Here is a 26,534-nt window from a genome sequence, read left to right on the forward strand (position 1 = left end):
GCTTTTTTATTCATGTTGAATGACCTGATTCGTCGTTATAGCCAAAGCTTATCGATATCTTTCTTCAGTATTTTTTCTTTCATTTCCTCCTCAAAGTCTCCAAACTGATCTCTTTCGACGGATTTACTGATGTTACCAGCTTCGAGTACCAAGATTTCATCGCAGGTATCTTTTAAGGTGGAAAAGATATGGGACGAAATCAATATGATCTTTCCCATTGCTTTTAGGCGGAGAATAATCTCCGTAAGAATAATGCTGCTTTGTAGATCGATGCCATTAAAAGGTTCGTCTAGGATATAGTAATTATTGTCCTGCAGCAACGTCGCCGTCAGCGCAAGTTTTTTTTTCATCCCTGTGGAATAAGAGCTCGCATATTCCTTCAGTGGCAATTCGAAAATATTTCTTTCACTAAGATTTTTGATCTTCTTTCCACGCGCATCTGTCAGCAGATAGATATACTCTTCACCTGTTAGCTTCGACATGAAGTAAGGGTCCGAGGTTAAGTAGCCTAAATGATTCTTTAACGGTTGCACAGCGGATGTTATAGTGCCTGAGTGTATTTCAAGTCCTGCAAGACAACGAAACAGGGTTGTTTTTCCTGCACCATTTTCGCCAACGATGCCATATACCTTTCCACCGCTAAAGGTATAAGAGATCTCGTGGAGTACCTGATGTTGTCCAAAAGATTTACTGAGGTTCGTAAGCTCGATCATAAATGATTTTTAAGGTTGTTGATGGCTTTAATGTAATAAAAAGGCAATAGCGCAAGTATCAATGGATAAAAGCTAAAACAAAGTATTAATGCAAAGCCTTCCGGGAAATTGATTTCCCTTGGGTAAGCGACGTATTTTAATGTAATTGCAAAAGGAAGCAGAAAAAATATACCTCCCAGCACAATGCAGGCATTGAATAACGCTGCGGGAAAGAAAAAGACGTAAATAAGGAGGAGAGGAAATGCAAATAGAAGGCATTGCAAAATTCCCCGACGAAATTTTCGCATAAGAAAGCCACTTGGTGTATTATTTTGATTCCAAAGGTAAAAAATTGGCTCCGGTAACTGATAAAATAAAACGCAAGTGATCCCGATGCACGCGACACAAAATAAGACAAGATTGGGATTGGCAGCATAAAAACCTATGCCAGCCAATAGATATAAAACGATTAAAAGAAGGTAACTTCGACGGAATCCGATAATAAATTCGAATGGTTTTTTTGCGAATGGTGTCGGAATGGACTTGCCAAAAGCCTTAAATGTCAAAAATGAAAAAAGTACAGCTAATACAATCAAAAACAGTGCATATGGCCAATGACTATGAAGGAGAAGAATGACAAACGAAGGGATAACGACCAAGGCATTCTCCCAGAGTCTGATTTTATAAAAATCTCTTCTGCTGAATATGTTTTTGAGAAAATCGTTTCTATTTTTTTCAGTGAGTAGAAAAAGTAGTTGAAAATTGCCCAGTATCAGGGCGTAATAGCCAAAATTAGGGTATTGAAACAAAGCATAATAACTCAAATAGCATAACCCAAACAATAGGAGATAGGCGATCGGAACAGGTAGTCCTGTAGCTTTGATATGACGAACGAGTAATTTGTATTGGAGCTTTAAATAATTGCTTACCATGATAAATCAAACTTAGATAAATTACCTTTTATATCCAATACAATTGTTTAGCATATAACGGCAAGTATTCGATCCGAGATGTTCTTACCGGCACTCCTGTGTGCCATGCAATTTATTGGTCTTTGACGCTGTCCATTGTGAAACTGATGATAGCGGAAATGACTTTTGCCTCACATGCATTTTCGGGAACTTTAAAGGCTAGTTGGCTTGGTGCCTTCGTTGCCAGCTCAGCATATAGGCCAGTGCAAGCAGTAGAACCAATGCATTGCCATACATAATGACGGGAATCCGTAGAATAACATCGCTATAGTATAGGCCAGCAAGTAGTGCGCCAAGGCCAATTCCCGCTTCGAGCGAGATATACATGGTTGCTACGGCCTTGCCGCGATGCTCGGGTAAGCTGAGGTCAATTGTCCAAGCATTGACAGCAGGTGAGAGTATGCCCGTGCCTGCACCATAGATGCTTGCACCGATCATCATTCCAACGAAGCTATTGCCCATTCCGATAGCAACAAGTGCAATGGCAATAATGATTAATCCAACAACAATAACTTTTGGTCTTCCGTAACGGTCCGAGACTTTACCGGATACAAAACGTATCAGTACTGATGCAATCGTAAAGGCCAGGAAAAATAGACCTTTGTTTTTAATTCCTAAATATTCACTCCAGTCAGGAATTAAGGTTAGAATAACTCCATAAGCCGTATAGGATAAAAAGGTGACGATTCCAGCGGGTAGGGCACGCCATTCGATGATATCCTTGCGGTTTATTTTGAGCATCGAAAGATTAAATTTCTGTTTTTTTGCCAGTGTCTCCTTCATATTAATGACGATAATAATCGAGAGAAGTGCCATGAGAGATGAACAGTAAAACATGATATTGATCCCAAAGGCTTCAAAGATTGCGCTACCAATCGCTGGGCCAACAGCTGTACCGATGCTAAAAGCAAGTCCATGCATACCCAATGCCTCACCCCATCGTTTTTGGGGTACTAAATCAGCCACATAAGCCGAAGTTGAAGTCGGTTTAAAACCCGTAGAAAAGCCGTGTATCAATCGTAGGAATAAAAAACCCGCGACGGACGTCAAGATCGGGTAGAGAAATCCACAGATAAAACAAACGATGGATCCAATGGCCATGACCGGCACCCGCCCCCATCGGTCGGTCAATTTTCCACTGAAAGGCCGCGAAATTCCTGCGGTCAATGTAAACAAAGCAATGATTAAACCTTTGTACTCTGCTCCGCCCAAGCTGCTCAGGTAATTCGGAAGCTCGGGGATAATCATATTGAAACTCGAAGAGAATAAGAGCGAGCTTAAGCAGAGTAAAATAAATTGTAACGTATAGATGGATTTCTGTTCAGCTGGCATGGTGGAATTTTATCGTGTGTGCATAGTCAAAAAAGGACAATGGAAGTTGGCGATTATCCATCCTTCAAGGGAATGGGACAAATGTACAGTTTTTGGAGCGATGAATGGATTTTTAAACCAATTTTTGTCTAGAAATTTCGCTACAGAAGATCGTTGTTGCTACAGCAACATTTAAAGACTCTGCCTGCCCTATGCGGGGAATAGTAATGGCTTGATCGATCAATGCTGTTAGTTCTTCACTAATACCGTTTCCCTCATTGCCCATGACAATCAGACCCTCATCGGTCCATTGGGTTTGATAAATGGATTGGCCATGCAGTAGTGCACCATACACTTTCAAGTTGCTTGACTGTATAAATTCCGCTAAATCAGTATAATAGATCTGAAGTCTGGCCAGTGAGCCCATAGTTGCCTGTACTACTTTAGGGTTGTAGGCGTCTACAGTTCCAATGGAACAGATAATATGTTCGATTCCAAACCACTCCGCAGTGCGGATAATCGTGCCTAAATTGCCCGGATCCTGCACATCATCGAGCACAAGACTAAATTTATTTTTTAAGTTGTCCGATACAATCGTTTGTTGTGATGGTAGTTTGACCAATGCGAGAATTCCCTGCGGCGATTTCAACGCACTAATCTTTTGAAATTCAGTCTCCGTCAGTTCGTGGCATTTTATATTATGCGAGATTTTACCCACTTTTGTGCTGGCGTCGCCCGTATAGAAAATGGACTCAACCTGATAGCGAGAAGAAATAAATTCCATGACGGACTTTATACCCTCCACGATAAAAAGGCCGTGCTGTTTTCTAAACTTTTTATTTTGCAGAGACGTTATTAGACTGATTTGCGCTTTTGACAACATTTTTATTGATGATTAATTACCCTCGTTTTATCGGATTTGCAAGTATAACCTTTTTAATGTCACTTTTTGCATCCTGCCGGTCTTCAAAATACCTTGACGATGACCAGGCTTTGGTTACAAAAGTACAGATTTCTGGTGTCAACCCTGCATTGAAAGAATCATCCGAAACGTATATTTCCAATCAAATACGACCTAATTCAAGGGTAAATCTCTTTATTTACAATACGTTCAATACTACAAACGGCCGCTATAAAACTAAGAAAATTCGGAATGTCGGTGAGCCACCTCATTTATTAGATTCGGCAATGGTCGATTTGTCCGCTAATCAAATCCGGCGATTTTTGTTTTCGAAAGGTTATTTTAAAGCCAAAGTAACACCCGAAATTGCCGTTTCGAAGAAGCGCGCGCATATAGACTTTAAGGTTGATGCTGGTGCTCCATATCAAATTAGAGGTGTAGATCGTACCTTTGAAGAAGCGGATATAAAAGACATCTTTGAACGTGAGGTGCTACCAAAGACTGCTGTCAAGCCAAATACGCAATATGATGCAGCAAAATTAATCGATGAAAGAGAGAAACTTTATGTTTCGATGCGGAACAACGGATATTATGATTATTTGCGGCAATATATGCGTGCAGGTATTGATTCGGCTATAGCGGGTAATTTGATCGACCTTAAAATCAATGTCGAAAATCCGTCGGATTCTACGATACATAAAAAGTATCAGATTGACAGTGTTTATATGACCATAAGGAATTATGGTGCAATGTCGAAGAAGGCACCGCGTCGCATTCAAGATTCAGCGAAACGACTCCTGTTTGTCGATGAAACGAATAGCTTTCGTTGGAAACCGTTAGAGCGTTATATGTATTTGCGGTCTGGGAATTATTATTCGTTACAAGAGGAAAATAAATCCTATGACCGATTGTATGAGATGAATGGATTTCGTTCTGTCAAAATACAGTTTGTCAAGAAAGATTCCAACAAGCTTAATGTGCATTATGATTTCGTTCCAAGACCTCGCATGGGAAACCAGATAGAAGGTGAGTATACCTTTAGTTCGGGCATGAGTGGGTTCAATATCGGAAATACCTTTTCCCAACGTAATATTTTTGGAGGATCAGAGCAATTGGAAGTTAAATTGCGCTATGGCGTTTTATTTGACCCGCGATTGGCAGGGGGGCTTTCCAGTAAGATCTTTAACAACGATTTTCAGGCAGGAGTCAACTTAGTTATTCCTCGTTTGATGGTCCCTTTTCGTATAAATCCGGGAGGGAAATTTGGCTTGCCTAAAACGACCTATTCCATGACATTGCAATTATTTGATCAGGATAAAACCTATTCAAACCGATATTTTATTACGTCCTTAAATTATTCCTGGTATGAAACGGAGAATAAATACCACAGCTTCACACCCATCGTATTGGAGTATCGGGATGGACGCCTAGATTCCAATTTTCGGAACAAGCTCGTGCAAGAAGGCTATCAGCTGTATGTGCGGAGCAACGACCGCCAATATTTCGGTTTGGGGACCCAGTACACCTTTGTTTTGAATGGAAAAAAGTTGAATAGCAGGGAAGATTTTCAATATTTCAGAGGGACATTGGATATTAGTGGGAACTTTCTGGATCTTATTAGTTCTTTGGCAAAATTGCCCAAGAATGCCGACGGAGAGAAAAAGATCTTTGGTGTGCCTTTTCTCCAGTATGCCAAAACTGAACTCGATTATCGTTTATATCGAAATCTTGGAGGAAATAGACAGTTTGTCTTTCGTTTTAATCCAGGGATAGCGATTCCATACGGTAACAACTCCAAATTGCTGATTTTTGAGAAGAGTTTCTATAGTGGCGGAATGAACGGTATCCGTGCATGGCAGGCACGTACGTTGGGACCGGGTGCTTACAACCGTCAGAGTTTAAGTGAAGACTTGCGTTTAAATCTCCGTAATCTGGATCAACTCGGCGAAATTAAATTGGAAGCGAACGCAGAGTATCGTTTCCGGTTGCTCAATAATTTTTTGGGAGCCAAAATGAACGGAGCGACATTCGTAGATATGGGGAATGTTTGGCGTCTGAAGAAAGATGAAGAATTGAACCCTGGAGGAGAGTTTAAAATCAATAAATTTCTTGGGCAGGTCGCGATTGGTACCGGTTTTGGACTTCGTTTCGATTCAGAATATTTTGTGATCCGTCTGGATGCAGGACTTAAACTTAAAGATCCCCAGTTTTCAGGTGCAGATCAATGGGTTATTAAGCACTTTTTTGATTCCAAAGAATTTAAGGCACAGTACTATGAAACCCACAAACCAGACAGATACAATTTTATTCAATATAATTTTGGTATCGGTATGCCGTTTTAAAGCAGCCTTCATTTATTTTGACTTGCTTTCATTGATACGAATCTTGGTAGGTCTAGGCGCTAGCCGATAAGATTTTTGAGACTTGAAAAAATGGATTCAAAAATTTTGCTTAAGTCTAACCCCTGGGAATGATTGAATAAAAAGAAAACAATGGCCAGCGCAATGGCTGTCATAATCACTTTTTTAAACATATAAGCGATTCCTAATACAATAGCAGGAATAATCAAAAACATCAATCCACTGATGGCAAATGGAGAAAGACCACTATCACTCTTGTAGATGTAAAAGAGTCGTCCTTTAGATGTTTGCTGATTTTTATGGCTAAAGAAAACGAATGTTGATGACTCAATCTTTTGATTTGGGACAGCAACACCGTCGTGAAACTGTAAAGGCTGAGAGAAACCATTGATCGTAAATAAGTAATTGCCACTGATGGTCTCGTTGGTATTTCCCAAGGAATCCAATGCAATAACAGCTAACTTTCCGTTTTTTGAAAGATTCTCTTTGACGATAAAGTTTTGGATATTTTGCTCTTGAGCAGCTGCCCAAAAAGGTATCATTAATAGAAAAAATATAATCTTTTTCATTTTTTTATTTTATACAAGTCTACAGTAACCCACGCTAAATTTATTCTCCTAGTGTCAAGATCGTCTGGAACGTCGGCAGGGATCAACAAGCTTTATTCGATTTCTTTGCATTAAGACTGCAATTTTAGGTATTTTAATTTTCTTTTGGAAATGTTTAAAGTTTCCGATACACCGACACTGCTAGATGGTACTCAGCTAGTTTTACGGCAACAAGATAATGGAGTAATCAAAGAAAGTCAGACCATTTGTGTTTTTCACTTAAATAATCTAGTGTTCAGTTAAATTTACTATTTTTGACGTTAACCATATAAACTATTGTCAATGAGGAGTATATTGTTATTTTTTGTTTTGGTGAACGCTGTGTGTTTCGGCCAAAAAAATGAAAGTTATCTTATAAAACAAGAGCTGTTCCTCGGAAATAAGCTAGCAAATTCCAAATCAACTTATGTGACAGTGTCTTCCAATAAGACAGTGTCGAAGAAGGTTTTCCCGCTGGAGATAAACACGAAAGCCATTATGTTTACAGGTCCGGACAGACAATTTATCTTTTCCAGTTTATGCCCAGACAGCAATTTTAATGTTTTAAATTCGAGTGCATTAGCTGATATTTTGGTGCAATTGCAACAACCTATTTATTTTAATTTTCAAGGAAAGGAGACGATTGTCGATACGGCATCGCTCAAGAGGGAGATTGGGATGAAAGCCCAGCATTGGGAGCTAACAGATGACGTCGTAGCGATGGTAGCTAACAATATGACTGGAGTGGCGGCGGCGTTAAGCCGAGAGCTAAATCATGCCTATATAAACAAAGATTTTTTAAAAAGACTCCAAGTTGAGCCACAATTGGTCGACAGTAAACGGTATAGCATGACAAAAAGCGATAAGCAGAAAGTATATTTAGCCTTCAGAGATACGTCTCAACAGTTGGAAGGGGAGCTTCTGATTGACAGGAAAGGCTGCAAACTTACCAGCCTAACCCAACGACATACTTATACATTTGATAATCGTCCTGTCTTAAGTACAACAAGTATACAGCAATTGGACACCGTTATGCAGCATACTTATGATGAAAGATATGCCGAAATGCTGTTATCAAGCAGTTTTGTGAGCAAAAAATTATTGACCGATGGCGCAATCGATAGTGTGAAAGCAATGGCGTACATCAAGAAATATGATGCTATTTTTCCTAATGATAGGTTTTTTGTGCAGAAAAAGTTAAATCTACTTCAGCAGATTAAAGACGATAAGCAATACAACTCAACTTTGAAAAATACACCAGTAAATTTGTTAGCGGGAACACATCATCTCTCCAATTTGCTTTATAGAGGCGAGCTATCGAAGGATAAATTTATGGCCTTAATTCCTTTGCTGGACATGGAAAAGAAATATAACTGGATACAGAATAGTTTATACCAGGGGTATGCGCGTTCGAAGGAATACCTATCTGCTGGTGAACAGATCGAACTATTATTGAATGGCTTTTCTGAAGTTGAAAAACAATACATCTATCCTATGGTATTGTGGCGACGGATCGAAGAGTTGGTCAACGATCTACCACAATCTCGGAACCTATTTAATGAGCTGATGGGGCTGAACGCTGATTATTGGACCAATGGAAATGCGGGGCGGTATGCTTTAATGGCCTTTAAACGCGTGAGCACTATTGACGCGCAATACGGTATGCACATGTTAAACGACATCATAACAAAATTGACAACACTTTACAATACCGATCAGACTGAACGTAAAGATGTAACACGAGCGCATCTTGCCACCGCCTATTATTTTGCTTACCAATTAATTCATAAAAATGATAGAAGAGAGGCCTTGGCTTATTTGGAAAAAGCTGCCTTATATTCTCCAAAAAAAGATGCTGAAATTGCCTATGATTCCTATTACGACACGAACTTTTTAAAGGCTAAAAACAACTATTCGGAAGATTATCTGACCGAACTGGCTTCGACGGGACAGAAAGATGTAGCCTTACAAAAATACATTAGGGAGTTTCTGACCATGCAGGGAACAAGCTACAAGGGCTTACGTGATTTTTATCAACATTACTATTCAGATCAGAAGTTTAGCGAATTTTTTATGCAAAAAGTTGTTTCGCAGTTACCCGATGCCCCCAATTTTATCTTGAGCAACTTGCAGAATGGTCAAACAACAAAGGACGATTTGAAAGGTAAATGGACCTTGGTGGATTTTTGGGGTACCTGGTGCGGGCCATGTGTTGCAGAAATGCCAAAGCTTAATAATTTTTATGAGCAGCTCAAGATAGATAAAGAAAGGTCGCAAAGAATTGGGTTTGTCAGTATTGCGTGTATTGATACAGAAGATAAAGTGAAAAATTTTATTGCCAAAAACAATTATACGATACCAGTACTCATGTCGGACAATCGAGTGGAACGAGATTTTAATGTGCAGGGTTATCCGAGCAAGTATATTCTAACACCGGCGGGGAAGTTGATAGCGATGCCATTTGGTTTTGACTGGCAGCAGTTGTTAGAAGAAATAGCCGTTTTTTAATATAATTCTCGCTATTTAAAAATGTATTTATTTAATCCCTATGAAATGAATAGCTAGTCATTGACCTTTCCATATACTTTTTTTTATGCTGCTTTCGTTATATTTAAGCAGAAAGGGAATTAATTGATATTATAGCTAGAAATAATGTTAAAGCATTTAAAGTATATCGACGGCGCATCAGATAAATTTTGGGAAATTCAAACAACTGGGGCAACACATACCGTAACCTACGGTCGAAACGGAACGGCTGGACAAAGTAAAAGTAAAACATTCGACTCGGAAGAAGCCTGTCTAAAGGATGCCGAAAAGCTAATTGCTGAGAAGATAAAAAAGGGCTATTCTGAAGATGGTGCTGTAGGAGTCGATCGCGGTGAAAAAGACTCAGCTGTTCGACCGCTTTCGGTTGCTAGCCGACGGAAAGAAGAAGCGTTAGAGGCGCTGAAATTGCTTATCAAAGAGGCAAGGATTGAAAATATCATTCCATTTTTGGAAGAATACGCTAATGGCAACCTAGAAGTTTTAAAAAAAGAAATTCGTGCTGCCAAGCGCTACTGGGTTGATTATAGTGACCTCTCCAAAGATCCTGAATTTAAAAATAAGGCCCAATACAACTGGGGTATACGAGGTACGAAGGCACAGCAACGAACGGTGAAGTTGCTGGCTCTGGCCACATTTTCCGGCTCAGATGCAGGTAGCTGGGATATTTTTCATGAGCTTTTGAATCAAGCGAAGAGCCATGACGTGATGCAAATCCTAAGCTATGCCAAACCCAATTGGTTGGGCAGCTATTTATTGCAGTTAGTTCGTAAAAATGATTGGCAACGCATTACGTATGATAATCTTCGCTTACTAGAACAAATGGGACATATCGATTTTGAGCCAGAGCTCTATGCAAGCTCCATTTCTGGTTTTAATAATTATGAATCAAAAAGTTTTTTTGAACAACTCACAACCGATGAATTGACAATCCAAAGAGATATTCCACTAGTGTTTGCGTACGAGACAGGGATCCAAAATGCCTATTGGAATTATGATTATCATCATGCCGTCAATGAACTCTTATGGGATAAGGTGTTCGATACACTATTGGCCAATGGGAAAATTGATCCAGAACTCGTCATCACCGGAGCGCTTGAAGCTCAAACAAAAAACTGGAATATTAATCTAAAAAGCTATTTCAGAAAGCTTATTGAACGGATGAAGCTTTCTGAAGATAAAGTCATCGCATACCAGCAAAAATTCTTTCCCTTATTGCATGCTGAATCTAGCGCCGTGATCAATTTTGTAGTTGATTATCTGAAGCCATTCCTCTCGGATAAGGATTTTCATTTACAAGAGTTTTTGGATTGGGCAGAAAGTATCTTTATGCGGAGCGATGTTAAGTCAAGCCTGAAGACCCTTTTGATTCAATTTGATAAGCTATTGAAGCAAAAGCCAGCGTTGCGGGAGCGATTTGTTTTATTGGCTGCAGATTTATTTATGATTTCGGACCTACAGTTACAGGAAAGGGCAAGTAAGTTTATCTTAAAAAATCAGCATGAGCCACTGGAAGCGTTATCTGACAAGCTTCAATTATATCAAACGCAAATGATGGGAACAATAGCGGTTGACCTAAAGCATCTTTTTCAAAAAGAGGGTTATTCAGAAGCTGAAATCTTGGCTGAGCTGAGCGGTCATTCTGCCGAACGATATGTCTATCAGCCGATGGAATTTCGTCGCCTAAGCGAAGCTTATGAATACCCGAAGACCTGGAACGAATTGTTTTTCATGGTGGGTGAGGTTATCGGAGGTTCGGATCCTATTCAGGTGGAGATACTAATGAATGCGTGGGTGCAACACACTGCCGTTTTTCCTCCGGACTATCAAATACAACTCGAGCCTTACATTAAGCAGCTAACAGGATCTTATCGTGAATCATCTTGGTACAACCATTTCTCAGGCGCCTTTATAAACATGTATTATAAGCCGACTGAAGTATATAAGGATAAAGATCGTTACCACAATTACTCCAAATGGGTGAATCTGATGGGTAGCCAATTAGAGCTACTGCAACGCTATCGGATTGATGGTATTCGCTTACCGCTGCTGAGTCTGCCGACGCATAAGCCGTTTTGGATTGCGCCCAACATTCTCGTGCAGCGTATCTTGGCTTATCAGGAAGCAGAAGTGAAAATTAATTTATTAGACTTATCCATTGCGCTAAGCCGTACAGTTCGTGAAGATTTAGAGGGTATCGAAGTACTGATAAAGCAAATTAGGGAACAGCAACTCCAAGATGTGATCAGTTTTGCCTTAGGTCTGGATTCGATGAAACTTCAGCAACAGTCTTGGTTGAAGAATTTATTGTCTTTCAAAGATTCCGATCAGGCGAACTGGATTGGTGTGTGGGCAACTGTGGCCCGCACGCATCATCGCGATACTCATTTTCAAGAATTTACCAAAGAGCCTATGGCAGATATTCCCTTTGCTGCGGAACCATTTCGTCCCGAATTAAAAATAGAACCAACTTATTATAACGGTTACAATTACACGACCAAGAAATCGGAAAAGGTATACAATGGTGATAAGCTGACTTATCCTTTCCCGTCTTACAAACAGGGAGCTGAGACTTTTTTGTATCATAAAGATATTTTTAGTCGGGCCAATGATACGCTGTTGGCTTATTATTTGTATAGGGCGGATGTCCCTTTTATGCATAGCCTAATGCCGCAGAATACGGAAAGTCTTTCCATGTTTTTAACTGTGGGATTGAATGGTAAAAGTGATATTGGCGGAAAATCTTCGGCAGCTTATCTGCAGGAAATGTTGTACGATTTTTTCCGCTTTGATCAACAGTCTAATCTGTACCTGGCAACCTCGTTTTTCAATAAAGAGAAGGAAGTGCGTGCGATGGCGGTTGAAGTCATTTTGGCTGCAATTAACGAAAATAGATTGGACACCGCGCAGTTAGGTGTGCAACTTGGACTGATGCTCGGTAACGGCTATGGGCCGATTGGGCGATGCGTGGAAGTTCTGGAGCAATGTCGCGATATATCTTCGAAGCATAACAATGCTTTATTGCAGTTGCTGGAGATCGCTTTTATTCATTATCATATTGCCGAAAAGATGCCCACGAATTTTAAAAAGCTCGTCGAATACTATTACGATTTGATGAATAAGGAACAATACAGTTTTTCAGCTGAACTGCAAGAGGTTTTTGGGAAGCTGGAAATATACAAGAGTTTACAACCCATTTTGAAAAAAATAAGAAAATAACAATATGGCAGAGCAAGATATAGCGATTCACTATGCAAGAAATTCACAACTGACCCACCAATCGGGTATTCAGCAATTGGTATTAGCTCATCAGTCCGAATTGGCGGAAGTCGCCAATGTACCTTGTTTCTTCTGGGGGAGTTTGACAGATCCTTTGCTCACTTCCAAATGTTTGTTGACCTTGTCGAAAGTAGTGCGATCCAGTTTTGGACCCGTACCTCCAAGTTTGCGAGATCCGATCGTTTCAGCTGGTACTAACCAGATTCGTTTTGAGGGCTTTTCTTCCTGCAACGGTGTTTATGCACGTTTAGATTTATTGGAAGATGCTATTGATGGCGAATTTATTACCAGTGGTACAACCAATGTAGATTTCAATGAACCGATGCTTAATGCGTTAAACGCTGTCAAGAAGACCGAAAAGATGGTGTTGGGAGTAGGAAGCAACGAGGTTTCTATTCGTACTGATAAGGCCAAAGTGACGGAGAAGAAAGTAACATTGCCACCACGCTGGATCAAAGGACTGACTTCCGTTCAATTATATCTGGCGGGTATGGAGCTTCAGTTTGAACTAAATAAAATTCAGCTGATCCAATTATTTCAGGGCATTCCCAAAGGGAATGTGAAAGGGGAGTTCTATTTGACGAAAAGGGCTAACCGATTTGTATTTTCACCCATAAGTACAGGCAGTGCGGTACGTATTGGTGGCATTCAGCGATTGCGTTTATTGGAGGGGTTGGTGACCTATGCCGACAGGTTACTTGTTTATCAGGAAAAAGGAGGTGAGAGCGCGGCTTTTGTGGCCGACTTTGGTAAGATGAGACTGACTCTTGCTTTGTCACCGGATAGCTATCGCGGATTCTCGGGGGAAGGTAATGTGTTGGAAAATATAGTTAAGGCCGTTCCTGATGAATGGGTCCACGCCGTGAACGGATTACTTAAATCCAACGAGCTATTCGACCCAACAATGCTTTCCATCGAGCATGATGTCGACTTCGATACGATGGATACGCTCTCGGCGTCATTATCTTCCATCGGGTTGCTGGGTTATGATCTACATAGCCATCAGCATTATTATAGACGATTACCTTTTAAGATGGAACGTATTTTAGCCTTGAATCCGCGGTTAAAAAATGCGAAAAAACTTGTGGCGACAGCAGGTGTACAATTTGTCAAGAATACAACGGATTATACCGAGGCGAGAGTGGATGGATCCGGTGTGCAGCATACCGTCATTATACAGGGCGATAAGTCCCAGTGTACCTGCAATTGGTTTACTAATCATCAGGCAAAGAGGGGGCTATGTAAACATATACTCGCTGTAAAGATGTTGAACGGGTAGCGAAGAGCGCATCATGTTTTTCCCCTTTATGGTAAAACATGATGCAAAATACATTACGAACTGAAAATTTAAAATGTCGCAAGGAAAATAGAAAAATAGTGTCGTGCAAAAGTTAGAAAGGTTTTGTTAACAATTCATTAATTGATTAATTTAAGGAAAATTTTCAATTATGAAATCTAACAACCTATTTATTTTCCTTATTGTTTTTCTAACAGCAGTAGCCACTCCTGTCTTTAGTCAACAAAATTTTAACTTTTCATTTGATCAACCGATTACTGCTCCATGGTTCAAGATAGGCGATACGACGGTTTTTAAAAGTAGTATAGACCAAAATATATATTATCGTGGAAAAGGGGCGCTCCGGATTGAAAGTATAAAAAAGAACAGCGCTTTCGGGGGAATTATGATGTGGTTACCATCAAATTTAAAGGGCGATTCCATTGAAGTGTCTGCGATGATCAAACGTGAGAATATCATCGCGGGGTCTTATGTGTCGATGATGTTACAGATCGATCCCAAAGTCTTTTTCGACAATATGGCTAACCGCCAAATGAATGGGACCAAAAACTGGGAAAATATTAAGCTGAAAACTAAATTGGTTCCAAACCAGACGGAAGGGATATCCATTGCATTTTTTCTTTCTGGAGAGGGTAAGATGTGGGTTGATGATGTGCTCATCACTGTAGATGGTAAGGATATTACGAAGGAAGCGGGAATGTTTGTGCCATTTGCGAAAGGAATCAGTGAACCTGCAAGTTCGGGGATATCTGACTTTAATCCTACGCCCAAGATTGATCGACGCTTGGTGGATCTGGGGAGAATATGGGGTTTCCTGAAATATAGACATCCCGCTGTGGCGCAAGGGAAGTATGATTGGGATCAACAGTTATTTAAGTCTATAAATGCTGTTATTATGGCAAAAGATAATAAATCTGTTGAGGCACATTATGCTGCGCTGTTAGACAGTCTCGGTGCCACGGCCAACTATGCCAAGCCACAGCTTGAAAATGTGGTTCATGAGGTAGATTACAGCTGGATCGATGAGCTTCCATTTAATGATGGTCTCAAGGATAAATTAAGACGTGTTCGTTATAGTAGTTTTGATCAGCATCATTATTTTGATTTTGCTAATGGTATAGGCAATGTCCTTTTTAAGAATGAAAAAAAATACGAAAATGTATTTTCAGCGGACGTAGGATTTCGTTTATTGACGCTTTTTCGCTTTTGGAATATGATCGAGTATTTTTCTCCTTATAAACACCTGACGGATCCGAAATGGGAAGCGGTTTTAAAAGCAGCTGTGCCCGAAATGATCCTTAGTCGGGATGATCGTTCTTATGGACTTTCACTTCTCAAGATAATAGCCCAGGTTAAAGATGCACATACTGGACTTTGGAGCACGCCGAAAGGGCTGATAAATTATTATGGCAAGTACCGTATGCCAATAGAGATCCGAATAATAGAGGGAAAAGCCGTGGTGACTAAAGTCTTTGAGAGTGAGCAATCTGGAGATCAACTTAGCATAGGAGATGTGCTCATCAGTAAGGAGCATAAAAAGATTGAAGAAATCAGAGATTCACTATGGGCTTATATGAGCACACCGAATGAAGCTGTGGCCAACCGCGATCTTGCTAGAAAGCTTGTGACAAGCAATAGCGAGCTTGTACCCTGTGAAATAGTGCGTGATGGCGAACCTATTACAGTAAATATTGTTGCGATGTCTGCTAGCCAAATTAAACCTGCGCCAAAAGATACTGTAGCTTTTAAGATGCTGGATAATAATATTCTATATATTAATCATAGTTTATTGCGTGGTAAAATGATTACAGATAATAGGGTAAACTGGAGTAAGGTAAAAGGTATTGTGATTGATGACCGCAATTATCCCGGTGATTTTTTAGTGTTCAAGCTTACACCCTTGTTGTTGACCAAGCCTACTGATTTCGTTCGTTTTACCAGTACGAGTCTTCAATATCCTGGAACTTTTGTAATGAGCAGCCCATTACAAGTTGGGGAGAATGCCAATGATTGTTATCAAGGTAAGGTGGCTATTCTGGTCAATGAGGATACGCAGAGTTCTGCGGAATATCATGTGATGGCTTATCAGGCAGCTTCTCATGTTAAGGTTTTCGGATCACAGACAGCGGGTGCTGATGGCAATGTCAGTTCCATTGATTTACCAGGTAATCAAAGGACAATGCTTTCGGGACTGGGTGTATATTACCCTGATCAGCGTGAAACTCAGCGTGTCGGTATTAAAATTGATGAAATTGTCAAGCCGAGTATAAAGGGGATTCGCGAAGGTAAGGATGAGGTGATGGAAAAAGCATTGGAGTATTTAAATAAATGAGTTTGGTCTTTACGATCGATGATTGTGAAAGGAGCGGACTTAAAATCGGATACTTCCCAGTCCAAAGACAATGCCATTCGTGCTGTCGACCATCAGCGTACGTTGATGTACTGGCATATCGGCAAGCGTATCTTTGAAGAAGAACAGCAAGGAAAGGATAGGGCTGATTATGGAAAATATCTTACAAAGTATCTAGCCAAGGCGCTAGAACCTGAATTTGGTAGTGGATTTTCGCGAAGGCAGATTGAGTTGTTTAGACAGTTTTATCGCGTTTTTCCAATTGCGAACGCACTGCGTTCGCAATTGAGCTGGACACAATACAGGTTGTTGATGCGGCTTGACTTGGACGAACAACGAGAATTCTATATGGCTGAAACCATCAAAAATAACTGGACATCACGGCAGCTGGAAAGACAGGTTTTTATTAATTTATATGAACGTCTGCTGCTTAGCAACGATAAGGAAAGTGTATTGGCTGTCGCAAAAAAGGAAAAGATGCCCTCTGATGCCAAATAGAAGGTGATGAGTTTTTTGTTGATCTGGTCTTTTACAACCGTCTATTGAAATCAACCCTACGAGATTCGACTCCTGAATTTATAAAACTTTGTATCAAGAAAATGGTAGGTACATTAAAGTTATGCCCTCTTTTAACGTTAGAGGTTTAAACAATTGATATATAGGTTATGGGTAGAACATCGAGGAGGATAGATGATCCCTTGTGGAAAGCAGTTTTAGAGCAGACGTTTGTTCATTTTTTGCAATTTATGTTTCCTGAAGCGGATGGTGTTTTTGATTTCAGTCGGCCTTTCGATTACCTGGACAAGGAATTTGAAAGCCTCTTTCCGCCGGAAGCCAATGGTAAAGGTGTGCGTTATGTGGACAAACTTGTCAAAGTGTTTCTTAAAGAAGGTGGCGAGCAGTTTGTATTGTGTCATATAGAAGTGCAGAGCAGCAAGAGTAATGGGGATCTTGCTAAACGGATGTTTCAATATTTTTATAGGATATCTGATCGATATAAGGTACCCGTTACGGCTATTGCGATTTTGGCGGATGGAAATAAGAGCTACCGTCCCAGGGTATATATCCAACAGTTTATGGGAACAACGTTGCGGTATGATTTTAACAGCTACAAAATATTGGATCAGGACGAGTCGGCATTGCGTGCGAATGCCAATCCCTTTTCTGTTGTTGTACTGACAGCATTACTGGCCATATTGCACAAGAATATTACGGACGCTCAGCTTAAGGATATCAAACATGACCTGTATGAGGAGATGATGGCACGAGAGATGGATAAGCAGACACGTCAGGGCTTGTATGACTTTTTAGCCTACTATGTAAGCTTTGATAATCAGGATAGTTTGATTATCTTTGAACAAGAATTAAAGGAAAAATTAGGAAGGAGCAACACCATGGGCACTCGCGAATACTTATTGGATAAAGCAGAAAAACAAGGGATCGAAAAAGGGAAAGTTGAAGGCGAACGTGAAAAAGCTATCGCTATTGCTTTAGAATTCAAGAAGATGGGTCTTCCTGTGGTGGATATCGCTAAAGGAACTGGGCTTTCTGTTGAAGATATCGAAAAGCTGTAGCTAGTACTTACTTAATATTTTGAAAATATTTAACTCCACTTTTGAAGACCAGGTGGAGTTTTTATATGCTCGGGAAAGATCGAATTCCTGACATAAAGTACCTAAAGTACATGAAAAGATGTTTTAGTTTGATTTCAGTCGCTCTGTTAGGTATTTGGAAAAAGGATCGTATTCTCCTCTTATTTTTTGACCATATTGGGTGTACAGAGGATGAATTTTAGCAAGTCAATCTTTGTACACCGCATACAGCACCCAGCTGTGTCCATCCTCCATGAAACTTTTTACATATTTCAGGCCTAGTTTGTCAAATATACGAATTGAAGCTATGTTTTCTACACGGGCTCTGCCGACGATTCGTTTGATATTTAACCTTGTAAATCCGTCCTCCAGGACAACTTTGGCGCTTTCGGTAGCAAATCCCATATGCCAATACTTTTTGAAAAAACGATAGCCGATATCGTATTCGTCCGACGCTGTATGATACTTAAGCCCACACCAGCCCAATATCTCGCCAGTTTCTTTTAATGTCACGATCATACGGCCAACACCATGTTTCTCATACTGGTCATAGTTTGACAGAAATTCTTCTGCTGCCGATATATCCGCAAACTGTATATCGCCCGTATATTGCAGTACTTCAGTATCATCGTTTAGTGCATACATCATGGCGCCATCCTCTCTCTTGAAAGGGCGGAGGTGTAATCGCTCGGTGTGCAGCTCAAGCTGCGCCAGTGTGATGGCGCGTATACATTCCTCCCGAATTTTCCAAAGTTCGTCCAAAGTGTAGGGGATCTTATTGTCTTTGATCCAACCAGATAGAAAGTCCTTGTGATATTGGACTTTGTAGTCCGTGATTTGATCTGGATCGATTTCTATTTCATCTAGCAGGTCTAGTTCAAATTTGGTTTCATTAACACTAATTCCGGTAAAGTCCAACATATAATTGTTGGTTCGAAGATAGTTATGAGCTTCTGGAACATATTTCAAGTTATATTTATCCAAGACACCTTTTATAGCGGGAGTATTCCTACCATTCATGTTGAAAATTCCGAGTATGAGTTTAAGGTTTTGATTCCCATTCTCATCAGCTAATCGCTTTAAGAGAGCATGTTTCGTACTGCAAGTACCACATAATTCTTCAAATAGGACAAGCTTGTTATTCTTATCACGGTTGCGTTTATAATCAAGGTGACTCACCCATTCGCTAGCTTGCTTGAATGTGTTTATTCCAATGCTACTGAACGATTCGGAGATTGCCCCACTTTTATTTTCTATAGCAAAATCTAAGGGTTTGAAAAATAGTCGTCTCGAAAACAAATTCGTTCGGCTATTGTCAAGAATGGGCTCTCCGGATTTTTTATTGAGGAAGTAGCGGATATTTTGGATCAAATATCTTGGATGAAATTCAGAGCCAAATTCATCGTGGTTTCTGAAAGTATTAAATATTTCCAATGCTGTTCTGGTCGAGTCGAAATAGCCGTTAGCAATTAGTTCTCTAAAGAAAGACTGCACATTTTCATATGCGCTTAGCGAGAGGGTGGTCTCTAATTCGGCTTCCTTATCCTCCACCATTATTTCAATAGGATCGGACGGGGCGCCATCATTTTTGATGGCGATTAGCCACTTTGATTCCTTTCTATTAATCTTCTGTTCTTCCACCTCAAGCTTGTACAGGTCAAACTGGCTTGTTTTCGGATTATAATCTCTTAAAGAAAATACTTTACCGAGGTGAACGCTGTCCTCTGCATCAATCAAGGTGGATTTAAAGGGATTTTCAGCATCCCTTATGAAAAAATTATGTTTGCCTAATAAAAATGAACACTCAAAAGCGGAGATTCCCCTTTCTGTTCTGGCCTTATGAAAGAATAAAATCTTGTCAAATGAGATGGCAGGAAAAGTAGTGTTCTGGATTTTTGTTTTTCTTGAGGTCATAATCTATACCAAAGATACGGATTTCCTAAGGTCTTTTAAAGAGCGCTTCCTCTTCACTTTTTCTAATGAGGATACCTTTTTTTATGCCCTGTTCTATTATCGCGGTAAAATCTTTTGCCTCCCAATTTTTCGCTGCTTTACTGCCACAATATTGCGCAATTTCTTTTGAGGTATGCCAGTCATCGAAAAAAGTATCACTTTCTTCCACTAACAACAAATAAAGAGTTCCCGTCTGTCCTAATTCCCTTGGATCAATTTTGACAATGATTTTTTCAACCATTTTTTCTTCAAAATCTGTTGGCGGGTAGAAGTCATTTAATGTATATGTGATATTATATCCGAGTTCAAAAGATTTATCTGTGAAAGCTAAAGCTAGTTTATTTAGATGTTGATCATGGTACTTTGCTGAATTAGAGCTGCTTTCAATTGCTCCCAATATGTTCCCGTCAGGATCTAATTCGAGTATCTTCTGAATATCCCTTGTATTGATACCTAAATGTGTCCTGATTTTACGTATAATGTTTATTATATATAGCGAAATAGAGCTAACTAATATGACTTTCTTCATTTATGTAAGATCGTCCATCAGTCTTTTATAAAATGTATTAGTAAAAATTTGTATTTACTTAAATGTTTGATTATATTTGTGTTGAATCTTGATTTTTTTATTAAGTTTAGGTGTTAGACTAGAAGAGTCTCGACTGTGAATTCCGACATTTCAATTGGACGAGGCGATAGGTTTAATGCCCATTTCGATATTTTATATATCTTTGATATATGCTATAGCGTGTGGGCCCTATCGTTACCGTTCCAAAGCCGTCGGAAGCTGACAGTACGGTTGGTAGTGGCCCGCTATAGTGCGCTAAACCTACGAGACTCATAAATTATAAAATCAATTTATGAGTATGAACAAAAAACAACTTATCAAAAACATAATCACGGCCCCCGAGTAGCTTGGCAGATTAAGTCATAAGATGACTTCCATTAATCTTGGAGAACGTGACGACCCTATTATTTACCTAGAAAAATTCCACTTTAAACGCTCTTGGGTTACAAGCATTAACCATTTTTTATTTGTGACCTAAGCTAGGCTTAGGAACAAGTCGATGCGTTTGTAAGCATCAAAAAGAAACGCTATCCCTTAGGTCACAGCCATCAAAAACCTTTTAAAAATGACGAATTTTTACAAGGGTGGGAGAGAACTGCCCATAAGGAAAGATTCCTCCTGCTCCAAACAAACTAAATCCAAAAAATTATGGCCTCTGGTCTTTAAATTAGTAGTGCTTTTTAGGCTATATTTTAACAGCATATCTCCAGTACGGATAAAGCACTCCTTAAGCACAGATATAGTACTAATTACGCAAAATTTGCGTAAGAAAATTCGACAAGGAAAAACGTACTTTAAAGATACTTCGGTCCTGCTAAAAAATCGCTGTAAAATTAGCGCTCAAAATCAAATTAAAACAGCTGGTTCTTCGAGTAGCCTTCGGGTTTTGTTCGAGGATCCTTCGACACTGCGTCGTACCAACGTCGCCTCTTCTTCGGGAATGCTTCGACTGTTGTTCGACTGCGCTTCGGGTAGGAGTCGAAGCGTACTCGAAGCCCTGCCGAAGCCTAGCCAAAGAAGTGCCGAGCCTGTCTCGAATATGTCCCGAAGAAGTCCCGAAGCGGAGCCGAAGGTCAGCCGAAGAGGGGAAGAGGTATCACCTTCTTCTGTCTTTTGCCTAACCAACTTCGCCCAAGCTTCTGCCTTTCATGCAGTCTGTCTTGAGTTTTCATCGGAATCTCATCGGGTTGCACCGATCAAAACCCGATGCCGACCCGATGAAAATCCGATGAAATGTAAAAATTCTGCTGGAATTGCTCAAAAAATGGTCGACTATAGCTTGGCACAAGAAACACACAAGCTTGACTATAGCGCGACCCTAGGTTCACCCTTGCTAAGCCCTTGTTATACACAAGGACAACTAAACGATTGCACAAGACACACACAACAAAAGCAAGCTTTTCAGGAGGGGGAGAGTCTAGATTGACTTATGGAGTAGAATATGAACAATCTGTTTTAAGGTGTTTTAAGCCGGCCTGTAAGGCTTTTGTGTTTCGAGTCAATACTTTACTTGGGTCAACAGATCCAGTTGTTCAGCGGGCTTTAAAATGCTTTTTATTCCTTGTGAATTATGAACTTACTTATCGCATGGTTTTGGCATGCATACACTTATGGATAGTTTTCCAATCATCTAATTTTTCTTTCAAGGCATTGAAGAACAAACAAGCCCTGTTTATTTTGGTTTGTTTGTTTCATATGTTTAGTTTATCGGCTCAGACGCCCCGCAAGGATAGCGGGGCCGATGGGCCTTTTCAAGCGTTGCAAATAGGATCTACTTTGCCTCAGGCGGCCATTGAACAGATCTCGACTCAAAATAATAAATGTCATAAGCAGCTTTATATCCTCGACTTTTGGACTACTTGGTGTGGTGGATGCTTGGCCTCATTTCCTCATCTTGGTTCATTGCAACGTAAGTTCAAGGCTGATATTCAGATCATATTATTGAATGCCGAGGAAACGCAAGAAAGTGCGAAAGCTCGCCTTCAAAAGATCGCTAAGAACAATCCCGCATTAAAAGTTCCGGAACTTCCTCAGGTCTATAACGCACGATTGTTTGACAGCTTATTTCCGCACCTCTCGGTACCTCATCACATTTGGCTGGACCGTGATTTTAAAGTAATCGCAATTACAAGCAGTGAAAATACCAATGAAAAGAATATAAACAGTTACCTCAAAACCCATCGGATAGATCTGCCTACAAAGTTTGAATTGATGGATTTCGAGGAAGATCAGTCTTTGCTTTATGAGGGCGATGGACGGCAGCAAAATTTATTGATCGGGTATTCGCTGTTATTAGATTCCATCTATGGTGCACCTTCATTATTTAAGCTTTCCAAAAAAGGAACGCCTTCCCTACGTGTGGTCAATCGAAGCTTATTAGATCTGTTTAAGATTGCTTATGGCATGATCAATAATCAATGGGCATCCAATCCATTTCGGTCTTCCGCCAATATTGAACTTAATAGTAGACCTTTAGAGAGCGTAGAGAGTAAAGATATTCCCGCGTCGCTGTACAGGAAGTATTGCTACGAAAATAAGACTGTCAACAGCGACAATTCTGTCTATACGGTAATGCAGCAGGATCTAAAGCGATTTTTTGACATCAATGCGAGCGTACAGGTTATTTCTGTTAATGGATGGATGCTGGAGAAAGGTTCTGCTCAGCAGGCGATTAAATACGAAAAGGGACATGTATTTAAAAGTATTAGTCTGCTGCAATCTTATCTTAATGAAGCTTATGCTGCAATAGGCCCATTTGATAACGGAGGGCAAGGAGATGCGGCAATCGAAATCGTGCTACCACGAAAAGCATTGAGTAAGGAAGAACTCTTCATTAGCCTAAAGCAACAGGGGGTGATCTGTAAACCTACTCAAGTCAAGAAGCAGATCCTGCAACTAACCTATAAAGACTAAATGAAAATGAAAAATCTATTCATTATTATACTCTGCTGCTTCTCAACTGTTTGTTGGGGGCAATATTTAAAGGGGCGTGTCGTTGCTCTGCCTGATAGCACAGGCATCGAAGATGTGACCATTGATGTGCTAAGTTCTTCTTTCAAGTCAAGATCCGTCAAAGATGGCATGTTTCAGGTGACTGTACCTCGAGGAATCTATATGATCCGCTTTTCAAAGATTGGGTTTCAAGCAATTGAAATACAGTGGTTTACTGAAAGTGATAAGAATGAAATACTTATTGCTCTTAAGCCCGCTGTAAATCAACTGGGGACGGTAGATGTGCTGTCGACAGGTTATTACACCGTCCCTAGAGAAAGGGCCACGGGTTCCTTTGATTTTATTGATAAAAAGCTGCTAAATAGATCGGTAGGGGCAAATCTAATTGATAGATTGGAAGGAGTGACAAATGGACTTTATTTTGACAAACGGCAATCCAGTGGTACGGATAAGGAATCTAAGCTATCATTGCGTCTCCGTGGTGTAAGCTCTTTGACCGCAGGTAATGAACCTCTGATCGTCTTGGATGGATTTCCATATGGAGGATATATTGATCAGATAAATCCCAATGATGTTGAGCATATCAGTGTCTTAAAGGATGCTGCTGCGGCAAGTATCTGGGGCGCGCAGGCAGGTAATGGTGTAATCGTCATTACGACAAAGAACGGTGGACGAAAAAATAAGTCACAAATTGATTTTAACTTCAATACCACTGTATTCGCCAAACCTGATCTAACATATAATCCTTCTTTTCTCGAATCAGGCCAATACATTGCGCTTGAAACATCTTTTTTCAATAATGGCTTCTATGATGCGGCAGAAAAAAATGCAGCGAAACCTTTACTTTCAGATGCGGTACTCTTGTTGTTCAAACAGAAACGAAACCAGATTACTCCTGATGAATTGTCCGCGCAGTTAGATAGGATGTCACAGCGTGATATCAGGCAGGATGTAGGAAAATATCTCTTTCGGAGGATGGTCAATGATCAATATAATCTTAGTATCAAAGGTGGTGGAGATCGAAATTTTTATTACCTATCAGGAGGCTATGATAAAAGTCGAAAATTCACGACCGGAGTAACAGCAGATCGTATTACATTGCTGTCTAATCTTGGTATCGATCTGACCAGTAAAATAGAACTTAAGCTCAATTGGGCATTTAATAAATTAATCAATGTAAACAATGGGGTGGATTATGATCGTACCATCCAGCGGCTGCCTTATGGGCAGCTGGTAGATGATCAGGGCGAGCCCGCCATAATACCCAACGGTTACAATATGGATTATATCAATGAATGGAATGCTAGTGGTCGGCTGGACTGGAGCTATAAACCCTTATTGGAAAAGGATCAGTATGACCGCAGGGGAAATCAGATGCAGATTCGTATCAATCCTATTCTGACCTACAGATTAAACAGCTTTTTATCGGTCATTGCAAACTATCAATATCTCAATGATCAGAACAAAGATAGGCTACTCCGAAGAACAGATAGCTACTATGTTCGTAATCTCACCAATCGTTTTACCCAGGTTGACGGTACGCAACTGTTTCCGTACGGAGGTGTTTTGCGTGAAGATAGGGATGAAGATATTAGCCACACTGCTCGACTACAGGTTAATATGAGTAAGAACTGGGGCGATCATGACCTGGTTGCTTTGGCAGGGCATGAACTGCGCCAGGTCCGGAGGCTCGGCAGTACCAAAGAGATTTATGGATTTGACGACGACGTATATGTGTCGCAGGGGAGATTGGACTATTTGACACGCTATAAAACCAATCCCTCGGGAACAGCCCAGATCACAGAGCCTGCAAACGGTGTCTCGGACCAGGTGGATCGTTATGTGTCTTACTTTGCGAATGCAAATTATTCGTTTCGAGGTCGATATAATGTTTCGGGAAGCGTGCGATGGGATGCATCTAACCTATTTGGTGTAAAATCTAATCAAAAAGGTACCCCGCTGTGGTCGGGAGGTTTTTCGTGGCGTATGGATGAAGAACCCATATTGCAGCATCTCCGCTTGCCCTTGATCCGATGGCGGCTGACATATGGCGTTAATGGAAATGTCAATAAACAGGCTTCAGCTTATCCAATTGCCTCGTACAATACCGACTTGCTAACAGGATTGCCTAATGCACAGATTCGGACTTATCCCAATCCGCAGTTACGCTGGGAACGTGTAGAAATTTTTAATGCGGCCTTGGAACTTGGACAACGTTCGAATAGGATTAGCGGAACGTTAGAATACTATCGTAAAAATAGCAAGGATGTACTGGCCTTGACACCACCTCTGGATCCGACTACAGGGTATAACTCCATGGTACTGAATAGTAACTATTATGTTAACTATGTGCATATCAATGGAAAGGGTATAGATCTTACGTTAAATCTTCGGAATCCAATCGGTAAAGGACTATTGGAAACGAATATCCTGCTGAATATGAATAAAAACAAGGTGACTAAATACCTAACAGGGCAGACAACACCCATAAATGCCTATTTGACGGGTACAAATTTTAATCCACCCGTGGAAGGTAGATCCTTGGATGGTATCTACAGTTTACCTTGGTATGGATTGGATGGTAACACGGGAAGCCCTCTGGTAAAAACAGATAGTGAGCTTGTTATTGATAAATATGCTGATGTGATAAATAAAATGAAGCTCGAAGATTTGGTCTATCATGGCCTTAGCGTCCCGCCGATATATGGTTCTGTCCGCAATACATTGAGTTGGAAGGCTTGGAACTTGAGTGCCAACATACTTTGGAAAGGTAACTATTATTATCGTCGAAGCTCTATTGACTATGGGGCATTTGTAAGCAGTGGTTTGGCGCATCGTGATGTTGCGGACCGCTGGCAAAAAGCAGGTGATGAGGTTTGGACAAATGTACCTTCAATACCAACCAAAACAGTGAGCAATAGAGATCAGTATTACAATAATGCAGAGATTTTGGTGGAGCGCGCAGATCATATACGCTTGAAGGATATTTCTCTTTCCTATGATTTTAAAAAGCTGAATCTTAAAGGTATTGGTAGCATACGCCTATATGCGTATGCGAATGATTTGGCTATTATCTGGAAAAAATCAAAGGTAGACCTCGATCCTGAATATCCTTTGGCGGCTATCTTACCCTCTCGGTCATTTTCAATTGGATTAAATGTAAATTTTAAATAGCAC

General features: G+C 40.3%; 17 protein-coding genes. 10 read left to right on the forward strand and 7 right to left on the reverse strand.

Annotated features, from left to right (window positions below):
* Positions 1-35: 35 nt before the first annotated feature.
* The 4 genes from VXM68_RS11925 to VXM68_RS11940 all read right to left on the reverse strand — a co-directional run bounded on the left by VXM68_RS11925 (position 36) and on the right by VXM68_RS11940 (position 3,857).
* Positions 36-713: an ATP-binding cassette domain-containing protein gene (locus tag VXM68_RS11925; protein ID WP_367208852.1), complete on the reverse strand. Its 678-nt coding sequence runs from the start codon at positions 711-713 to the stop codon at positions 36-38.
* Positions 710-1,624, reverse strand: a complete 915-nt coding sequence (locus VXM68_RS11930; protein WP_367208853.1) for a hypothetical protein — start codon at positions 1,622-1,624, stop codon at positions 710-712. The genes VXM68_RS11925 and VXM68_RS11930 overlap by 4 nt, the downstream gene beginning before the upstream one ends.
* A gap of 198 nt (positions 1,625-1,822) precedes the next feature.
* Positions 1,823-2,995, reverse strand: a complete 1,173-nt coding sequence (locus VXM68_RS11935) for an MFS transporter (protein ID WP_293953599.1) — start codon at positions 2,993-2,995, stop codon at positions 1,823-1,825.
* Positions 2,996-3,107: 112 nt separating this feature from the next.
* Entirely contained in the window at positions 3,108-3,857 is a 750-nt protein-coding gene (locus VXM68_RS11940; protein ID WP_293953601.1) for an RNA methyltransferase, read from the reverse strand.
* Between the two features lie 56 nt (positions 3,858-3,913).
* On the opposite strand from VXM68_RS11940, the gene VXM68_RS11945 reads away from it, so the two are divergent.
* A complete protein-coding gene (locus VXM68_RS11945; protein WP_367208854.1) occupies positions 3,914-6,217 on the forward strand; it encodes a BamA/TamA family outer membrane protein in 2,304 nt (767 codons plus the stop codon).
* A gap of 59 nt (positions 6,218-6,276) precedes the next feature.
* Here VXM68_RS11945 and VXM68_RS11950 read toward each other — a convergent pair whose 3' ends face one another.
* Positions 6,277-6,804: a hypothetical protein gene (locus tag VXM68_RS11950; RefSeq protein ID WP_293953604.1), complete on the reverse strand. Its 528-nt coding sequence runs from the start codon at positions 6,802-6,804 to the stop codon at positions 6,277-6,279.
* Between the two features lie 321 nt (positions 6,805-7,125).
* On the opposite strand from VXM68_RS11950, the gene VXM68_RS11955 reads away from it, so the two are divergent.
* The 6 genes from VXM68_RS11955 to VXM68_RS11980 all read left to right on the forward strand — a co-directional run bounded on the left by VXM68_RS11955 (position 7,126) and on the right by VXM68_RS11980 (position 17,866).
* Positions 7,126-9,330, forward strand: a complete 2,205-nt coding sequence (locus VXM68_RS11955; protein WP_367208855.1) for a TlpA family protein disulfide reductase — start codon at positions 7,126-7,128, stop codon at positions 9,328-9,330.
* A gap of 144 nt (positions 9,331-9,474) precedes the next feature.
* Positions 9,475-12,585 (forward strand): DUF6493 family protein, encoded by a 3,111-nt coding sequence (locus VXM68_RS11960; RefSeq protein WP_367208856.1) that lies wholly within the window; start codon positions 9,475-9,477, stop codon positions 12,583-12,585.
* Positions 12,586-12,589: 4 nt separating this feature from the next.
* Complete coding sequence (locus VXM68_RS11965; protein WP_293953610.1) at positions 12,590-13,924, forward strand: SWIM zinc finger family protein; 1,335 nt, start codon at positions 12,590-12,592, stop codon at positions 13,922-13,924.
* 169 nt (positions 13,925-14,093) lie between these two features.
* The gene (locus VXM68_RS11970; protein ID WP_367208857.1) at positions 14,094-16,274 is read left to right on the forward strand and encodes a S41 family peptidase; all 2,181 of its coding nucleotides are present in this window, start codon (positions 14,094-14,096) and stop codon (positions 16,272-16,274) included.
* Positions 16,275-16,292: 18 nt separating this feature from the next.
* Complete coding sequence (locus VXM68_RS11975; protein WP_367208858.1) at positions 16,293-16,790, forward strand: DUF1016 N-terminal domain-containing protein; 498 nt, start codon at positions 16,293-16,295, stop codon at positions 16,788-16,790.
* Between the two features lie 167 nt (positions 16,791-16,957).
* A complete protein-coding gene (locus VXM68_RS11980) occupies positions 16,958-17,866 on the forward strand; it encodes an Rpn family recombination-promoting nuclease/putative transposase (protein WP_367208859.1) in 909 nt (302 codons plus the stop codon).
* Between the two features lie 225 nt (positions 17,867-18,091).
* On the opposite strand, the gene VXM68_RS11985 is transcribed toward VXM68_RS11980, so the two are convergent.
* On the reverse strand, positions 18,092-19,798 hold the full coding sequence (locus VXM68_RS11985) for a GNAT family N-acetyltransferase (RefSeq protein ID WP_367208860.1): 1,707 nt from the start codon (positions 19,796-19,798) through the stop codon (positions 18,092-18,094).
* A 25-nt stretch (positions 19,799-19,823) separates the two neighbouring features.
* Positions 19,824-20,366 carry a hypothetical protein gene (locus VXM68_RS11990; protein ID WP_367208861.1) on the reverse strand — a complete coding sequence of 181 codons (543 nt, stop codon included), beginning with the start codon at positions 20,364-20,366 and terminating at the stop codon, positions 19,824-19,826.
* Positions 20,367-20,970: 604 nt separating this feature from the next.
* On the opposite strand from VXM68_RS11990, the gene VXM68_RS11995 reads away from it, so the two are divergent.
* The 3 genes from VXM68_RS11995 to VXM68_RS12005 all read left to right on the forward strand — a co-directional run bounded on the left by VXM68_RS11995 (position 20,971) and on the right by VXM68_RS12005 (position 26,531).
* Positions 20,971-21,831 carry a hypothetical protein gene (locus tag VXM68_RS11995; RefSeq protein WP_367208862.1) on the forward strand — a complete coding sequence of 287 codons (861 nt, stop codon included), beginning with the start codon at positions 20,971-20,973 and terminating at the stop codon, positions 21,829-21,831.
* A gap of 269 nt (positions 21,832-22,100) precedes the next feature.
* Complete coding sequence (locus VXM68_RS12000) at positions 22,101-23,318, forward strand: TlpA family protein disulfide reductase (protein ID WP_367208863.1); 1,218 nt, start codon at positions 22,101-22,103, stop codon at positions 23,316-23,318.
* A gap of 6 nt (positions 23,319-23,324) precedes the next feature.
* Positions 23,325-26,531, forward strand: coding sequence for a SusC/RagA family TonB-linked outer membrane protein (locus VXM68_RS12005; RefSeq protein WP_367208864.1), 3,207 nt, complete (start codon positions 23,325-23,327; stop codon positions 26,529-26,531).
* The last annotated feature ends 3 nt before the right edge of the window (positions 26,532-26,534 follow it).

It is taken from the genome of Sphingobacterium sp. R2, assembly GCF_040760075.1.
Taxonomy (GTDB): Bacteria; Bacteroidota; Bacteroidia; order Sphingobacteriales; family Sphingobacteriaceae; genus Sphingobacterium.

Coding starts and splice junctions, on each gene's coding strand:
- VXM68_RS11970 (WP_367208857.1), top strand. CDS start 14,094: ATGAAATCTAACAACCTATTTATTTTCCTTATTGTTTTTCTAACAGCA.
- VXM68_RS11925 (WP_367208852.1), bottom strand. CDS start 713: ATGATCGAGCTTACGAACCTCAGTAAATCTTTTGGACAACATCAGGTA.
- VXM68_RS11930 (WP_367208853.1), bottom strand. CDS start 1,624: ATGGTAAGCAATTATTTAAAGCTCCAATACAAATTACTCGTTCGTCAT.
- VXM68_RS11985 (WP_367208860.1), bottom strand. CDS start 19,798: ATGACCTCAAGAAAAACAAAAATCCAGAACACTACTTTTCCTGCCATC.
- VXM68_RS12000 (WP_367208863.1), top strand. CDS start 22,101: ATGTTTAGTTTATCGGCTCAGACGCCCCGCAAGGATAGCGGGGCCGAT.
- VXM68_RS11975 (WP_367208858.1), top strand. CDS start 16,293: ATGATTGTGAAAGGAGCGGACTTAAAATCGGATACTTCCCAGTCCAAA.
- VXM68_RS11955 (WP_367208855.1), top strand. CDS start 7,126: ATGAGGAGTATATTGTTATTTTTTGTTTTGGTGAACGCTGTGTGTTTC.
- VXM68_RS11935 (WP_293953599.1), bottom strand. CDS start 2,995: ATGCCAGCTGAACAGAAATCCATCTATACGTTACAATTTATTTTACTC.
- VXM68_RS11940 (WP_293953601.1), bottom strand. CDS start 3,857: ATGTTGTCAAAAGCGCAAATCAGTCTAATAACGTCTCTGCAAAATAAA.
- VXM68_RS11950 (WP_293953604.1), bottom strand. CDS start 6,804: ATGAAAAAGATTATATTTTTTCTATTAATGATACCTTTTTGGGCAGCT.
- VXM68_RS11980 (WP_367208859.1), top strand. CDS start 16,958: ATGGGTAGAACATCGAGGAGGATAGATGATCCCTTGTGGAAAGCAGTT.
- VXM68_RS11990 (WP_367208861.1), bottom strand. CDS start 20,366: ATGAAGAAAGTCATATTAGTTAGCTCTATTTCGCTATATATAATAAAC.
- VXM68_RS11960 (WP_367208856.1), top strand. CDS start 9,475: ATGTTAAAGCATTTAAAGTATATCGACGGCGCATCAGATAAATTTTGG.
- VXM68_RS11965 (WP_293953610.1), top strand. CDS start 12,590: ATGGCAGAGCAAGATATAGCGATTCACTATGCAAGAAATTCACAACTG.
- VXM68_RS12005 (WP_367208864.1), top strand. CDS start 23,325: ATGAAAAATCTATTCATTATTATACTCTGCTGCTTCTCAACTGTTTGT.
- VXM68_RS11945 (WP_367208854.1), top strand. CDS start 3,914: ATGTCACTTTTTGCATCCTGCCGGTCTTCAAAATACCTTGACGATGAC.
- VXM68_RS11995 (WP_367208862.1), top strand. CDS start 20,971: ATGACGAATTTTTACAAGGGTGGGAGAGAACTGCCCATAAGGAAAGAT.